14 protein-coding genes are annotated in these 14162 nt (G+C 70.2%); 3 read left to right on the forward strand and 11 right to left on the reverse strand.

The window, feature by feature from the left end; genetic code table 11:
- Nucleotides 1-8: 8 nt before the first annotated feature.
- The 3 genes from ACIBJB_RS32970 to ACIBJB_RS32980 are packed head-to-tail and all read right to left on the reverse strand — an operon-like array spanning nt 9 to nt 2715.
- Nucleotides 9-1190, reverse strand: coding sequence for an NAD(P)/FAD-dependent oxidoreductase (locus ACIBJB_RS32970; protein WP_398936030.1), 1182 nt, complete (start codon nt 1188-1190; stop codon nt 9-11).
- Complete coding sequence (locus ACIBJB_RS32975; protein ID WP_398936032.1) at nt 1187-1525, reverse strand: bifunctional 3-phenylpropionate/cinnamic acid dioxygenase ferredoxin subunit; 339 nt, start codon at nt 1523-1525, stop codon at nt 1187-1189. The genes ACIBJB_RS32970 and ACIBJB_RS32975 overlap by 4 nt, the downstream gene beginning before the upstream one ends.
- Nucleotides 1522-2715 carry a cytochrome P450 gene (locus ACIBJB_RS32980; RefSeq protein ID WP_398936034.1) on the reverse strand — a complete coding sequence of 398 codons (1194 nt, stop codon included), beginning with the start codon at nt 2713-2715 and terminating at the stop codon, nt 1522-1524. The genes ACIBJB_RS32975 and ACIBJB_RS32980 overlap by 4 nt, the downstream gene beginning before the upstream one ends.
- A 148-nt stretch (nt 2716-2863) precedes the next feature.
- On the opposite strand from ACIBJB_RS32980, the gene ACIBJB_RS32985 reads away from it, so the two are divergent.
- The 3 genes from ACIBJB_RS32985 to ACIBJB_RS32995 all read left to right on the forward strand — a co-directional run bounded on the left by ACIBJB_RS32985 (nt 2864) and on the right by ACIBJB_RS32995 (nt 5391).
- On the forward strand, nt 2864-3793 hold the full coding sequence (locus ACIBJB_RS32985; protein ID WP_398936036.1) for a LysR family transcriptional regulator: 930 nt from the start codon (nt 2864-2866) through the stop codon (nt 3791-3793).
- A 262-nt stretch (nt 3794-4055) separates the two neighbouring features.
- The gene (locus tag ACIBJB_RS32990) at nt 4056-5042 is read left to right on the forward strand and encodes an ornithine cyclodeaminase family protein (protein WP_398936038.1); all 987 of its coding nucleotides are present in this window, start codon (nt 4056-4058) and stop codon (nt 5040-5042) included.
- Between the two features lie 133 nt (nt 5043-5175).
- Complete coding sequence (locus ACIBJB_RS32995) at nt 5176-5391, forward strand: tautomerase family protein (protein WP_398936041.1); 216 nt, start codon at nt 5176-5178, stop codon at nt 5389-5391.
- Nucleotides 5392-5490: 99 nt separating this feature from the next.
- Here the strand turns inward: ACIBJB_RS32995 and ACIBJB_RS33000 are convergent, their stop codons facing one another.
- The 8 genes from ACIBJB_RS33000 to ACIBJB_RS33035 form a co-directional block, all read right to left on the reverse strand.
- On the reverse strand, nt 5491-6042 hold the full coding sequence (locus tag ACIBJB_RS33000) for a cysteine hydrolase family protein (protein WP_398936042.1): 552 nt from the start codon (nt 6040-6042) through the stop codon (nt 5491-5493).
- A gap of 424 nt (nt 6043-6466) precedes the next feature.
- Nucleotides 6467-7108, reverse strand: a complete 642-nt coding sequence (locus tag ACIBJB_RS33005; protein WP_398936044.1) for a helix-turn-helix domain-containing protein — start codon at nt 7106-7108, stop codon at nt 6467-6469.
- Between the two features lie 9 nt (nt 7109-7117).
- Nucleotides 7118-8206, reverse strand: a complete 1089-nt coding sequence (locus ACIBJB_RS33010) for an FAD-dependent oxidoreductase (RefSeq protein ID WP_398936046.1) — start codon at nt 8204-8206, stop codon at nt 7118-7120.
- Entirely contained in the window at nt 8203-9522 is a 1320-nt protein-coding gene (locus ACIBJB_RS33015) for an FMN-binding glutamate synthase family protein (RefSeq protein ID WP_398936048.1), read from the reverse strand. The genes ACIBJB_RS33010 and ACIBJB_RS33015 overlap by 4 nt, the downstream gene beginning before the upstream one ends.
- Nucleotides 9523-9654: 132 nt before the next feature.
- Complete coding sequence (locus ACIBJB_RS33020) at nt 9655-10329, reverse strand: glutamate synthase (protein ID WP_398936050.1); 675 nt, start codon at nt 10327-10329, stop codon at nt 9655-9657.
- On the reverse strand, nt 10317-11174 hold the full coding sequence (locus tag ACIBJB_RS33025) for a glutamine amidotransferase family protein (protein ID WP_398936052.1): 858 nt from the start codon (nt 11172-11174) through the stop codon (nt 10317-10319). Before ACIBJB_RS33025 ends, ACIBJB_RS33020 begins: the two co-directional genes overlap by 13 nt.
- 57 nt (nt 11175-11231) lie before the next feature.
- Nucleotides 11232-12560 carry a type III glutamate--ammonia ligase gene (gene glnT / locus ACIBJB_RS33030; RefSeq protein ID WP_398936054.1) on the reverse strand — a complete coding sequence of 443 codons (1329 nt, stop codon included), beginning with the start codon at nt 12558-12560 and terminating at the stop codon, nt 11232-11234.
- A 150-nt stretch (nt 12561-12710) separates the two neighbouring features.
- On the reverse strand, nt 12711-14138 hold the full coding sequence (locus tag ACIBJB_RS33035; RefSeq protein WP_398936056.1) for a purine-cytosine permease family protein: 1428 nt from the start codon (nt 14136-14138) through the stop codon (nt 12711-12713).
- Between the last annotated feature and the right edge of the window lie 24 nt (nt 14139-14162).

A 14162-nucleotide genomic window follows, 5' to 3' on the forward strand; every position in this document is an offset into this window, starting at 1 on the left:
CGACCGGTCTACCGGGTGCTCCAGGCGCTGCGGAGATCCCGCCGCAGCCGTCCGAACTCCCTTGGGCTGTCGACGGCGAGGACGCCGGAGATCTCGCCGTCGCGCCGGTACACGGCTGCGAAGTTGTCGTCGAACGAGCCCGAGACGAGTTCGAGCTCGTCGTCGACGCCGGGTCGGCCGGCGATCTGGAGGTGGACGCCGTACTGGTCCGACCACACATAGGGCAGCGGGTCGTGGACCGGTTGTGCCGTGGGGTCCTGCCCTCGCAACGTGGCCAGCAGCGATCCGGCCGCGATGAGCGGCATGTCCCGCGCGTTGGTCCAGTGCTCGATGCGCAGCCGCCCGCCGCGGCAGCGGTACGCGGCCACGTCGCCCGCCGCGACGACCCCGGGCACGGTGGTCCGGCACCGTTCGTCCGTGAGAACGCCGTTGTCGCAGGCGACACCGGAACCCGTCAGCCACTCGGTGTTGGGCACGGCTCCGACGCCGACGACCACCACGTCCGCGGGAAGGGAGCGGCCGTCGGACAACTCCACCGCTCGCACCCCGGCCTCGCCGACGACGCCCGTGACACCCACGCCGGTCACCAGAGCGACCCCGTGGTCCGTGTGCAGACGGCCCAGGATGCCGGCGGCGTCGGGCCCCAACTGACGTAGCAGCGGCATTTGTTCGTACTCGACGATGGTCACCTCGTGTCCGAGGATCCGCGCCGAGGAGGCGACCTCCGCGCCGATGAACCCGCCTCCCACCACGACGACCCTGCCGGGCCGGGACAGGTCCTCGCGCAATCGGTGTGCGTCGTCGAGCGTGCGGAGGGTGTGCACCCCAGGCAGCCGCGACATTCCGGGGAGGGTGCGAGCGCGGGCTCCCGTCGCGATGACCACACCGTCCGTGTGCAGGCTTCGCCCGTCGGCGAGGGTGAGCGCCCGTGAGGCCGGATCGAGGGCGGTGGCGCGAGTGCCGAGCAGCCATTCGGCGTCGAGCACGGCACGCAGGTCGTCGTCCGTCAGCGCGATGTCCTGGCCCTCGCACTTGCCCAGCAGCACCTGCTTGGACAACGGAGGCCGGTCATAAGGCTGCGCAGCCTCCTCACCGACCAGCACGAGACGCCCGTCGTAGCCGTCGGCGCGGAGGGCTTCGGCGGATCTGACGCCGGCCAGTCCTGTGCCGACGACGGCGATCGTGGTCATCGCACGGTCTCCGCGGTCAGCGCCAACGACGCCTCCTCGACGCACACCATGCCGTCGACGACCTGCACGACGTGGGTACGGATGGGCCGCCGCGCGGGCGGGCAGTCGGGCTTGCCGGTGCGCAGGTCGAAACGTGACTCGTGCAGCGGGCATTCGATCTCATGGCCGTCGAGCCAGCCGTCGGACAGCGAGGCGGTCTCGTGGGAGCAGGTGTCGTCGACGCAGAAGACGCGTTCGCCGACCTTGACGAGTGCGAGCGGAACCGGCACGTCGGGCCTGGCGATCCGCGTGACCACACCGGGGGTGAGGTCCGCGATCGGACAGAGCTGGATCACTGTGCCGCTCCCTTCACGCCCTGGGCGTCGTGACGCATGAGGACCGATTCCGGTCCGCGGAACATCCAGCCGACGAGGTTCGGAGTGCTGGTGACGCGCAGCCCGGTGAGCGGGCCGAACAGTGCGGGCACCGCGGTACGGAGCTGCTCCCGCGCCAGATAGGTGCCGAGGCAGTAGTGGGCGCCGAGCGAGAAGGCGAGGTGGTCCGACAGTTCGGGACGGTCGATGTCGAAGGCGTCGGGGAGGGCGAACTTCCGGTCGTCCCGGTTGGCCGACGCGGCGAGCGCGAGCAGCTTGTCCCCGGCCCGCAAGGTCACGTTCCCCACCGTGTGGTCGACGGCGAGCTGACGCGGAAAGGCTCCGACGGGGGTGAGCCAGCGCATCGTCTCCTCGATGGCCGTGTCGAGGGCCTCGGAGTCGGCCAGCACGCGGTCGCGCAGCTGCGGCTGTTCACACAGCTGCCAGACCAGGGTGGCCAGCGCGTGCCAGGGCTCGTTGAAGCCGCCGGAGATCATCAGACGCACCTGAGTGGCGATCTCCTCGGCCGTCAGCGGTTCGGCGAGTTCGGCGTGCACCATCGCGGAGATCACGGTGTGGTCCGGTGTGACCGTCACGCGGGCGACGGCTTCGCGGACCAGCTCCCCCACCTCGGTCCTGGCGCGTCCGGCCCGTTCCCAGACCTCGGGGTCGTCGTCGTGGTTGGCCAGGCCCGCGATGAAGGCACGCGACCACTCGACCACCTGCTCGGTGGTCACGTCGGGGAGCCCCGCCGTCCGCATCAGCGCTTGGGCGGCGAACGGCGCCGCGAAGTCCGTCACCAGGTCGAACTCCGGCTTCTCGGCCAGCCGGTCGGCGAGTTCCGTGGCGTGCGAGGTGAGCCCCGCCGACCACTGCTGACGCACGTTGCGGCGCTTCAACGGCCCGTCCACCGCCGAGCGCAGCCTGCGGTGGGCGTCGCCGTCGGTACGGATCATGACCAGACCCATGGTGCGTTCGGCGAGGGAGTTCTTCTGGTGCGCGGTGAAGATCTCGGGGTGCTCGTCGACGAAGACGACGTCCTCGTAGCGGCTGACGAGCCACATACCGAGCCCGTCCGACCAGGCCCAGGGCTCGTCGTCCCTGAGTTCGCGGTAGACGGGATACGGGTCGGCGTAGAGGTCCTTGCTGGTGAGACTGCGTGCGATGGACATGGCGGCTCCTCACGTGTCGGCGACATCCGGACAGGGGATGTCGGCCGCATCGGGCTGCAACGACTGTGCGGTACGCCGCCTGAGCACGGAATACTCTGGAATCCAGCAATACGCCGACAACAACCACAGGAATCCTGAGGTATGGACCATGACGCTCTCACTGCGCCAGCTCCGGTTCTTCGTGGCGGCGGCCGAGGCCGGAACCATCGCGGGCGCCGCGGCACACGAGCACATCTCCCAGTCGACGATCGCCCTGGCCGTCAGCGAGCTCGAGCGCACCCTCGGCGTCCAGCTGTTCCTGCGCCGCCAGGCCAAAGGACTGACGATCACTCAGGCCGGCCTGGCCGTGCTCGCGGACGCGCGCCCGCTGCTCGCCCACGCGGACGAACTGGTCTCCAGCGCGCGCAACCTGGGCGGGGAGCTCTCGGGGAACCTGACGGTCGGCTGCTACACGACCCTGGCCCCGTTCCTGATGCCCGGCGTCCTGGAGGGCTTCGCCACCGAGCATCCGACGGTGCGGCTGAGCTTCGCGGAGGGCACTCAGGTGGAACTGCAGGAGAAACTTCTCGACGGCAGCTGCGAGATGGCCCTGCTGTACGACCTCGATCTGCAGCCGGGCATTCAGCAGGAGACGCTGTACATCACCCGGCCGCATCTGCTCCTGCCCCGCGCGCACCCCCTGGCCGGACAGGCGCCGGTGAGCCTGCACGACCTCGCGGACGAACCGATGGTCATGCTCGACAACCCGCCGAGCCTGCACTACTTCACGGAGCTGCTCGCTTCACTCGGCATACGGCCGGCGATCCGGCACACGACGAGCAGCTTCGAGACGGTGCGGTCACTGGTGGCGCGGGGCCTCGGCTACTCACTTCTGATCCAGCGGCCGGCCTCCGGCATCAGCCACGAGGGCGTACCACTGGCCGAATGCGAGATCCGGGAGGAGGTGCCGGACATGCCCGTGCTGCTCGCGTGGCCCGCCCGCGCCGACCTCACCAGACGGGCCAGGGCGTTCGCCGACTTCTGCCGCCGAGCCCTTGCGGACGGACCGGTACGGCCGGCGGTCGGGGATCGCAGGTGATCCGCTTCGGGGAGATCTCGGCGTAGCCGGCGCGCACGGGATTGCGGACAGTGCGGGCGCCACTTAATGTGAGCACGAATCGAAACGATACGTACCGCATCGAAGGGAGTGGGCCGGTCGCCCCACTCGTGCCCCACCGGATCCCCAGCGATCTGCTCGGCCCCGCCGTCAACGAGCCCGTGCGCGCGAGGAGATGGCGTATTCCGGCCTGTCGCGCGCCCCCTTCCTCCGGTCGACCGGCTCACCCGCAAGGAGCTTCCCCATGGCCGTGTATCTCACCGACGACGACGTCCGTTCCCTGCTCGACTGGGAGTCCGCGCTGAGGGCTCTGCACGAGGCCTACGCCGCTCCGGTCTCCGAAGCGCACTTTCCCCCGCGGACGATGGCCTGGGGCGAGGAGGAGTGGATGCGCACCCTCAGCGGGATACTCCCGAGCAGCGGTGTGATGGGAGCCAAGCTCATCGCCGTGTCGAACGGCAAGCGCAGGGGCGCCTACCTCGTGGCGCTGTTCGACCTCCAGACCACGGAGCTCGTCGCCCTGCTGGACGGCCGGTCGATCACGGGCTTCCGTACCGCGGCGACCTCTGCCCTCGCCGTCCGGTTCCTGGCACCGCAAAGGCCGCTCTCGGTCGCCGTCATCGGCTCGGGGTTCGAGGCGACGAATCACCTTCGGGCCCTGGCCGCGACGCGGGAGCTCACCTCCGTACGGGTCTACAGCCCGAGCCCGGCGAGCCGAGCCCGGTTCGCGGGATCGTTCAGCGACCTGGCGGCCGAGGTCGTCCCCGCCGAGGCGCCTGAGGACGCCGTCAACGGCGTGGATCTGGTGCTGTGCGCCGCCCGGTCCAGGGACGAGACGCCCACCGTTCGCGGCACGTGGCTCAAGCCGGGGACGACAGTCGTGTCCATCGGGTCGACACTGCCCGAGCAGCGTGAACTCGACCCTGTCGCCATCGACCGCGCGGACGTCGTGGTGTGCGACCTTGTCGACGAAGTCGCCCACGAGACCGGCGACTTCATCGCCGCACGGGCCGAGGGCGTGGAGTTCACCGACAAGCTCGTCTCTCTCGCCGACGTGGTCTCCGGTCGGGCACCGGGCCGGACCGGAACCGATGACATCGTGCTCTACAAGTCGGTCGGGTCCGCTCTGCAGGATCTGACCGTGGCGGCACTGTGCGCGCGTCTCGCGGGCGAACGGGGCGCCGGCGTGTCTCTGGACGCCCGCATCAGCCGTGCTTTTCAGGAACACTGAAGGGTTGTCAGCCCCTTGAGCCGGGCCACTACGGCCCCTGGGGGTGGCAGCCGCAGAGCTGCCACCCCCGGGGGCCGGTCCGAACTCGCCGCCGCCGACGCGGCCTCGTGCGTGATGTCACGCGTCTCAGGGGATGAGCCTGACGACGGCTCCGTCAGATCTTCACGCAGACCGGCGCACGACCGAGGTCAAGCAGCGCCTCTTTGCCGCCATCGCCACATCGCCGGCACGGGTGGGCGTGGCCGACGAGGACGTCTTCATTGGATACGTTGAGAGCACCCCCGCCGACTGGTCCTTTGGCTCGGCCGCGCCCAGTACATCGAAGGTGATCTCCGCGCCCCCTCTGTAGCGGCCGCATCCTGACCACCGACTGCCACCCGCCCGCGGAGCACGCGGCGCTCCAGGGGTCGGTGGCTGCGTGGTGGACGGCGGCGGCCAGGGGCGAGGGTCACGCCAGAGGGCCGCCCAGCAGTTCCGTGACGGTCGTGACGCGCACGAGCGGCCGGTACAGGTCCATGACGTGCAGGGCCTGGGCGTGATAGTCGTCGTCCACGCCCGCGCAGGCGTCGGCGACGACCAGCACCTCCACTCCGGCGTCGGCGGCGGCGAGCGCCGTGGACAGTACGCAGCAGTCTGTGCTGACGCCTGTCAGGACGAGGCAGCCTCCTGGTGCGGCTCGCGCGGCGAGTTCGGAGGTCCACTTGCCGAGAGTGGACGCGTCCAGAACGTCGTGCGCGAGGGGCGCGAACTCGTCCGTCAGCCGCCAGAGCGGGGCGTCGGGCGGTTGGAGCGCGAAGGGCCAGCGGTCGTAATACGCGCGCCAGGCGCCGGTGGGCTGCGCGGGGGCGATGAAGCGGGTGAAGGTGACACGCTCGCCGAAGGCCGGCAGCAAGCGTCGTACGCCTGCTGCCGCCTCGGTGTAGCGGGGAGCCGCCCAGGGGCTCGCGGGATCGGCGAAGACGTCCTGCATGTCGATGACGGCAAGCCAGCCGGTCGTCATACGGTCACCGCCCCCCGGGCACTGGCACTGGCAGCGTGAGCAGCAGCGGGACGGCGGTTACCTCGTCGTAATGGTCGTCGTGGTGGTGGAGGGACAGCGGTCGGTCCGCTGTCGTGTCGGCTCGGTGTTCCGTCATCGTCGACCTGTCTGTCCTGGTGAGGGGGATCCACGGAAGGGGCAGCGGGGGGCCAGCGGGGGTGGCGGCTCCCCCGGCGGCCCGGAATCGGCTCAGGCACCGACCTCGGTGACGCGTACCGCGAAGGGGACTGGAAGGCGGCAAAGGCGCAGAGCGGAATGACCGCCGTCGGGTCGTCCTTCCGTGCGCAGACTCCTTCAAAGGAGTCTAACCGAGAGAAACATTGTTTCACAGCAGTAGACAGAGATGTCATAGGACAGCTCCGCGGCTGATCAAGGCCGGCCAGCCTCAGTGCTGGGGGCTGTCCCCGAAGGCCGTCACGGTGAGGAACTGGATGGGGAGTTCGACCAGCGTCTCCGGGCCGTGCGGGGCCTCGCCGTCGAACTGGAGGGCGTCGCCGGGGCGCAACGTGTAGCTGGACTTGCCGTGGCCGTAGACCATGACGCCTTCCAGCATGTACAGGAGTTCGGTGCCCGCGTGCTGGAAGAGCGGGAAGACCTCGCTCTCCTCGGTCAGGGTGACCAGCAGGGCGTCCATCCGCTTGTGGGCGCCCCTGAGCGAGCCGAGCTGGGCGTACTCGTGACCGACCCTGGTGCCCCGCCGGACGATCCGGGCGCCGTGACCGGCGGGGACGAAGACCGCCTCGCGTTCGTCGTCCATGCCGCGGAACAGGGCTGTGACGGGCACGTCCAGTCCGCGGGCGAGCCGGGAGAGCGTGGTGAGACTGCACGCGGTCTGGGCGTTTTCGATCTTCGACAGCATGGCCTTCGAGATGCCGACGCGCTGCGCCATGTCGCCGACCGACAGCCCGGCCGCCTGCCGGTACTCGCGGGCGCGGACCGCGATGATGCGCTCCAGCGCCTTGTCGTCGGAGTCGTCGGAGTCGTCGGGGCCCGCGGAGTCCGTTGCAGGGGTGGGGTGCTCGGTCATCGGCGCATCCTAGCCCGCGCGGTCCAGCCGGAAGCGCGGATGGGGCTCGGCCCGGCCGGTGGCGAGGTCGGCCGCCATCGCGCCGATGAGCGGGGCGAATTTCGCGCCGTGGCCGGAGCACGGGGAGGCGATGACGAACGGGCCGTGCCGGTCGAGGACGAAGTCCTCGTCGTGGGTGGTGGTGTAGAGGCAGGTCGCTTCGGCCACCGGGTCGGGCTCGAGGCCCGGGAGGCGGTCGCGTACGAAGCCGCTCACCCGCGTGCGCGACGACGCGTCGACGACCCCGCTGCGGGTGCGGGCGGTGGTGGGGGTGCCGCGATCGTGCTCGGCGACCTTGACCGCGGGCAGCGGACCGCCGTCGCTTCCCGACGGCAGCCCGTAGAGATGCAGTTCCCCGTCCCAGATCAGGGTCGGCCACCGCACGGACGGATCCCGCTGCCGGAAGTGGAAGACCTGCTGCTGGGTCACCTTCAACGGCGGCAGCTCAAAGGGAAGTTCGAACTCTGGCAGCCAGGCACCGGCAGCGATCACCACCGTGTCGGCGATGATCTCGCGGCCGTCGTCGGTGCGCAGGAGCACCTTCTCGCCGCCCTGGACGTCGATGCCCGTGACGCGCACGCCGATGATCGCTTCCGCGCCGTGCTCGATCGCCCGCCGAACGCAGGCCGCGACGGTCTGGTCGGCGTCGACGACGCCCGCGTCGGGGTGATACAGCACAGGGCCTGTGATGCGGATGTACGGCCAGCGCTCCGAGGCGGCTTCCGGGCCGAGGAGTTCGTGGGTCACTGCCGCCGCGTCGAGGAGGGCGGCGAGTTCCTTCGTGTCGCGGCCCTCGCCCATGTCGAGGCCACCGGTCGTGCGCAGCAAGGGAGTCGAGCTGTCGTCCTCCAGCTCCCGCCACTGCTCGTGCGCCTGCCCGGTCAGCCGTACGTAGAAGGGGTCGGCATACGCCCGCCGGAAGATCCTCGAGCTGCCGTGCGAACTGCCGTGACGGTGGCCGATGTCGTACGCCTCGACGAGCGTGACCTCGTGGCCGCGCCGGGCGAGTTGCCAGGCGGTGGCCGCGCCCATCAGTCCGGCGCCTACGACGGCGATCAAAGCCCCTCCCCCGGGATCCAGTTCGTACCCGCGAGCGGGACGCGGGCCATGGCGGCGGCCTCGATCGTGAGCGCGACCAGGTCCTCGGGCTCCAGATGCAGGAGGTGGGCCTTGCCGCAGGCGCGGGCAAGGGTCTGGGCCTCCATGGTCATCACACGCAGGTAGTTCGCGAGCCGGCGACCGGCCTCCACCGGCTCGAGGCGGGCGGCGAGCTCCTCGTCCTGGGTGGAGATGCCGGCCGGGTCGCGGCCGTCCTGGTAGTCGTCGAAGTAGCCTGCGGCGGAGCCCAGTTGACGGTACTCGGCATCGTACTGGGGGTGGTTGTCGCCGAGCGCGATGAGCGCCGCCGTGCCGATCGCGACCGCATCCGCGCCCAGAGCGAGGGCCTTGGCCATGTCGGCGCCGCCGCGGATGCCGCCGGAGACGATGAGCTGGACCTCGCGGTGGACCCCCAGCTCCTGCAGCGCCCGTACCGCTTGGGGCAGGGCGGCCAGGGTGGGGATGCCGACGTGCTCGATGAAGACGTCCTGGGTGGCGGCCGTGCCGCCCTGCATTCCGTCGACGACCACGACGTCGGCGCCGGCGTGGACGGCAAGCTTGACGTCGTAGTACGTCCGGGTCGCGCCGACCTTCACATAGATCGGCTTCTCCCAGTCGGTGATCTCGCGCAGTTCGAGGATCTTGATCGCGAGGTCGTCCGGGCCGGTCCAGTCGGGGTGCCGGCAGGCGCTGCGCTGGTCGATGCCGACGGGCAGCGTCCGCATGCCCGCGACCCGTTCGGTGATCTTCTGGCCGAGCAGCATGCCTCCCCCGCCGGGCTTGGCGCCCTGGCCGAGGACGACCTCGATGGCGTCGGCCTTGCGCAGATCGTCGGGGTTCATGCCGTAGCGGGACGGCAGGTACTGGTAGACGAGGTGCTTGGAGTGGCCGCGCTCCTCCGGGGTCATCCCGCCGTCGCCGGTGGTCGTCGAGGTGCCGACTTCGCTGGCACCGCGGCCGAGGGCCTCCTTGGCCTGGGCCGACAGGGCACCGAAGCTCATGCCGGCGATGGTGACGGGAGTGGCGAGGCGCAGGGGGTGCTTGGCGTGCCGGGTGCCGAGGGAGACGTCCGTGTCACAACGCTCGCGGTAACCCTCCAACGGGTAACGGGACATGGAGGCGCCGAGCAGCAACAGGTCGTCGAAGTGCGGAAGCTTTCGCTTGGCGCCCCAGCCACGGATGTCGTAGACGCCGGTCTCGGCGGCTCGCTGGATGGCGTGGATGGTGGCACGGTCGAAGGTCGCGGACTCGCGCAGGCCGTGGGATGCGGGTTCCATGGTCAACTCCTCCAGTAGGGCTGAGGTGCAGCGCCCCGTAAGGGGCGCGGCGCTGTATCGATATGCGGCTCCGCCGCGCGGGCGCGACCAGCCACATCCGGCCCGCAGCCAAAATTCGGCCCCCCAGCGGCGCTAATACGCCGCCGAGTTGCCGACGTTGAAGTGGTAGAGCGTCCTGGCGGAGCCGTACCGTCGGAAATCCGCGGCGTCCTCGTCCCGCTCGGCCGCCTTGAGCAGCTCGGCCAGTTCGACGACGTGTTCCTCTCGCATCTCCTTCTCCACGCAGTCCGCGCCGAGGGACTTCACCGTGCCCCGGACGTAGATCCGCGCCTCGTAGAGGGAGTCCCCGAGGGCTTCCCCTGCGTCGCCGCAGACGACCAACCGCCCGGCCTGACCCATGAACGCGCTCATGTGGCCGACGTTTCCGCCGACGACGATGTCCACGCCCTTCATGGAGATGCCGCACCGGGCGGACGCGTCTCCGTCGACGACGAGCAGTCCGCCGTGCGCGGTGGCCCCGGCCGACTGGGACGCGTTGCCGCGCACCCGCACGGTGCCGGACATCATGTTCTCGGCGACTCCGGTGCCGGCGTTGCCGTGCACGGTCACCGTGGCGCGCTGGTTCATGCCGGCGCAGTAGTAGCCGACGTGACCTTCGATGTCGACGGCGAGATCCTCCCGGATCCCGCAGGCCACGGCGTGTGCGCCGCGCGGGTTGAGAACGCGCCAGGACCCGGCTTCGGGGGCGTGCAGTGCCTGGTTGAGCTCCCGCACCGGTGTCCTGGCCAGGTCGATCAGCGTCGCCATATGTACACCTCTTCCGGCTCGGGTTCGAAGATCCGGGCGTTCTCGATACCCGGCAGGACGTCCAGCGCCCGGTACTCGGAGGCCATCGCCACCCACGCGTCGGTCTCGGCGACCAGCGCCGGTTTGCAGGCGATGGCGTCGCGGACGACCGCGAAGGAGTCGCCGGTCGACACCAGCAACGTGTAGAAGCCGTCGAACCGCTCGCACAGCAGCCGCAGCGCCTTCTCCAGGTCGGCGCCCTGCTCCAGCTGGTGGGCGACGAAGCGGGCGCCGACCTCGGAGTCGTTCTGGCTGTCGAACTCGACGCCTTGGGCGCGCAGTTCGCGGCGAATGGTGGCGTGGTTGGCGAAGGAGCCGTTGTGCACCAGGCACTGTCCGGGGCCGACAGAGAAGGGGTGGGCGCCCTCGGGGGTGACGGCCGACTCGGTGGCCATGCGGGTGTGGCCGACGCCCTGCCAGCCGCTCACCCCGGCGAGTCCGAACGCGTCCGCCAACTCGACGGGATTCCCAGTGCCCTTGAGTACGGCGAACCCCTCGCCGGAGCCGATGACAGTGGCTTCGGGAAGCGCGGCCGCAACTTGGTCGGCACCGGCGTGCACCACGGTGGTGGCGTCGGCGTCGAGGGCCACCACCCCTGGCAGCGCGGCTTCCACCTCGGTCTTCGAGGTGCCCAGCAGTGAGACGACGGCCCGTCCCGGCGGGGACAGCCGCGGGTCGCCGTAGACCGCGACACCCGCCGAGTCCGGGCCCCGCTCGACGACCTGGCCGAGCATCGCGCTCAGCAACTCGCCGAGCCGTGGTTCGAGTGAGGGGTCACGCAGATGGAGCCCCACGATTCCGCACATCTCAAGTCCCTTCGGAAGGCGGTCAAAGGCGGAAGACGATCAAAAGGCGAGAGGCGATCAGAAGGCGGTCAGATAGCGGTCGAGCTCCCAGGGGCCGACCGTCGCGTGCCAGTCGAAGAACTCCTGGCGCTTGAGGTCCGCGAAGTACCGGCTCACGCCGCTCCCGGCCACGTCCAGGGCGCCGCTGATCACGTCGTCCGCCTGGAGGGCCTCGACCGCGTGCAGCAGGGTCGGCGGGAGTTCGGGGCCCTTGCCGCCCGCGCCCGGCTCGCCGGGGTCGAGGCCGCGCTCGATGCCGTCGAGGCCGGCGGCGAGGGCGGCGGCAGCGGCGAGGTAGGGGTTGGCGGCGCCGTCTCCGCCGCGCAGCTCGATGCGGTTGCCGTCGGGGACGCGGACGAAGTGGGTGCGGTCGTTGCCGCCGTAACTCGCCACGCGCGGTGACCAGGTGGCGCCCGAGCGGGTGGAGACCGCGCCGGTGCGCTTGTAGGAGTTGACCGTCGGGGCGATCACGGCCTGCAGGGCCGGCGCGTGCTCGACGATCCCGGCGAGGAAGGAGTAGGCGAGCGGGGAGAGGCCCAGTCCGCGTCCGTCGGTGACCTCGGGGAAGGCGGGGTCGTCGCCCCGCCACAGCGACATGTGCATGTGCATGCCGGTGCCGGTGCGGTCGGTGAAGGGCTTCGGCATGAACGTGGCCGTCATGCCGCGTTGTTCGGCCAGTACCGACACCAGGTACCGCATGGTGATGACCCGGTCGGCGGTGGTGAGGGCGTCGGCATGCTGGAAGTTCTGCTCGAACTGGCCGTTGCCGTCCTCGTGGTCGTTGGCGTAGTTGCCCCACCCGAGGGAGTTCATGGCGCTGGAGACCGCGGTGAGGTGGTCGTACATCCGGGTCAACCCGCGTGCGTCGTAACAGGGTTGGGCAGCGGTGTCCCTGACGTCGGCGACCCTGAGCACGCCGTGCTCGTCCCGGTTGACGAGGAAGTACTCGACCTCCGCGCCCACGGACAGGGACAGCCCCTGCTCGGCGGCTCGCTCCAGCAGCCCGCGCAGGATGACCCGCGGGGCGTACGGCCAGGGCTTCCCCTCCACGTACGGGTCGCAGTGGACGAGCGCGAGACCGGGCTTCACGAAGGGGACCGGCGTGTACGAGGACGCGTCCGGCCGGGCGATGACATCGGGGTCGCTGGGCTGCTGGCCGAGCGCGCCGGCCGCGTACCCGGCGAAACCGACGCCCGCGTCCCGGAGTTCCTCGACGGCTTGGGCCGGGACGAGCTTGGCGCACGGCTTGCCGGTGAGGTCGACGAAGACGGCGAGCACGAACTCGATGCCGTCGGCGCGGACCAGCTCGGCGAGATCGGGGGCGTCCGCTTCCGGGTCGGTCGTCATGGCCCCTCCCAGGGTGTCCACTGTGGTGAATCAATGTTGCATCTGAGTAGACCCCGTGGGTGTTACGGCCGGATTTCCGCCGTGGAAGGTCCCCGTAAGCCGAAGGGCCGGGTCCGCCTCCGACGAGGCGGACCCGGCCCTGAGATTCCGTCAGGACACAACAGCCGTCGGTTCGCTGGAACCCAGCTCGGACGAACCTCGGGAGGAGCCCCGCACCCACAGCGGCTTCAGCCGGTACGTCAGCAGGTACAGCACCGCGCCCGCTCCGGCCGCGACGAACATGCTCAGGTCGCCCGCCCCCGGATACGCGGCCGAGAACGGGCCGGTGTAGAAGCTGGACTGCCAGAACGGCACCGAGGCGGCCACCCCGCCCGCCCAGGAGACGAAGCCCCAGTCCAGCACCCGGCGGCGGTCGTAGAGCTCGGAGACGCGGGACGGGTCGGAGCGGCCGCCCAGATAGAAGTCGAGGAGCAGCACGGCCGCGAAGGGGGCGATGAAGTACGCGGTCAGGTTGAGGAACACCTTGAACTTGTCCTCCGTGCCCGCCTCGCCCCACAGGCTGATCGCGTAGGCCAGCAGACAGATGACGGTGACCGCCTGGGAGCGGCTGACCGGGATCTTCAGCGTCTGGACGGAGATCGCGCCGCCGTAGACGTTGAGGAAGTTCTGCGCGAGTGCGGACAGGCCGACGGCGAGCAGGGCGGGCACGGCGAAGGGGCCGGCCAGTTCGTGCAGGGCGGTGATCGAGTCCGAGCTGGTCGCGCTGCCGCCGACGACCACGCCCAGGATGCCCAGCCAGCAGATGGTGACGAAGTTGCCGAGGCCGGTGTACCAGGCGGTGCGGGTGACGACCTCGGGGGTGTCCGGCAGATAGCGGGAATAGTCCGAGGCGAACGGCGCCCAGGCCACCAGGAAGGACAGGAACCAGCCCCCGAAGGTGACCCAGCCGCCGGCGGAGCCGATGTAGCCGGATGCCTTCGGGTCGGCGTGGAAGAGGCTTCCGCCGCGCACGACCGCGACCACGGTGATGAGGAGGAAGAGCGGGGTGAGGACGTAGGTCAGCGCCTTCTGGAGGTAGTTGATCATGTTGTAGCCGTAGATCGACACCACCAGCTCGACCGCCGTGAGCACCGCGCCACACAGCCAGAACGGCAGATGTGTCAGCTCGGCGAACGCCTTGCCGCCCAGGATGACGGTGACCGCCGCCCAGCCGATCCCGGCGAACACGTTGATGTATGCCACGGGCAGGAAGTTGCCGAAGAATCCGAGCGGGCCGCGCGCCTGGACCTGCTGCGCCACGCCGAGCCGTACACCCATCCGGGACATGACGGCCATCAGCAGTGAGCCGAGCGCCGCCCCGACGACGATGGCCGTGACGGCGGCGCCGAAGCTCAGCCCGAACCAGGCCGCGCTGAAGCCGAGCAGGATGATCGGGAAGTTGAGACCGGCCGCGAACCAGACGAAGAACTGCGAGCTGGGCTTGCCGTGCCGTTCGTTGTCGGGGATGTGGTCGATGCCGAAGGGCTCGACCTTGGTGACCGCGCTGCCGTAGACCGGCGCCGGTGTTCCGTCTGTCATGTGGTGCTCCTGCTCGGGTGGGTC

This window comes from Streptomyces sp. NPDC050759, assembly GCF_044456945.1.
Taxonomy (GTDB): Bacteria; Actinomycetota; Actinomycetes; order Streptomycetales; family Streptomycetaceae; genus Streptomyces.

Bases quoted from the DNA above. Each gene is read 5' to 3' on its own strand.
- ACIBJB_RS32995 (WP_398936041.1), top strand. From the start codon at position 5,176: ATGAGCCTGACGACGGCTCCGTCAGATCTTCACGCAGACCGGCGCACG.
- ACIBJB_RS32990 (WP_398936038.1), top strand. From the start codon at position 4,056: ATGGCCGTGTATCTCACCGACGACGACGTCCGTTCCCTGCTCGACTGG.
- ACIBJB_RS32970 (WP_398936030.1), bottom strand. From the start codon at position 1,190: ATGACCACGATCGCCGTCGTCGGCACAGGACTGGCCGGCGTCAGATCC.
- ACIBJB_RS32985 (WP_398936036.1), top strand. From the start codon at position 2,864: ATGACGCTCTCACTGCGCCAGCTCCGGTTCTTCGTGGCGGCGGCCGAG.
- ACIBJB_RS33015 (WP_398936048.1), bottom strand. From the start codon at position 9,522: ATGGAACCCGCATCCCACGGCCTGCGCGAGTCCGCGACCTTCGACCGT.
- ACIBJB_RS33035 (WP_398936056.1), bottom strand. From the start codon at position 14,138: ATGACAGACGGAACACCGGCGCCGGTCTACGGCAGCGCGGTCACCAAG.
- ACIBJB_RS33025 (WP_398936052.1), bottom strand. From the start codon at position 11,174: ATGTGCGGAATCGTGGGGCTCCATCTGCGTGACCCCTCACTCGAACCA.
- ACIBJB_RS33020 (WP_398936050.1), bottom strand. From the start codon at position 10,329: ATGGCGACGCTGATCGACCTGGCCAGGACACCGGTGCGGGAGCTCAAC.
- glnT (WP_398936054.1), bottom strand. From the start codon at position 12,560: ATGACGACCGACCCGGAAGCGGACGCCCCCGATCTCGCCGAGCTGGTC.
- ACIBJB_RS32980 (WP_398936034.1), bottom strand. From the start codon at position 2,715: ATGTCCATCGCACGCAGTCTCACCAGCAAGGACCTCTACGCCGACCCG.
- ACIBJB_RS33000 (WP_398936042.1), bottom strand. From the start codon at position 6,042: ATGACGACCGGCTGGCTTGCCGTCATCGACATGCAGGACGTCTTCGCC.
- ACIBJB_RS33005 (WP_398936044.1), bottom strand. From the start codon at position 7,108: ATGACCGAGCACCCCACCCCTGCAACGGACTCCGCGGGCCCCGACGAC.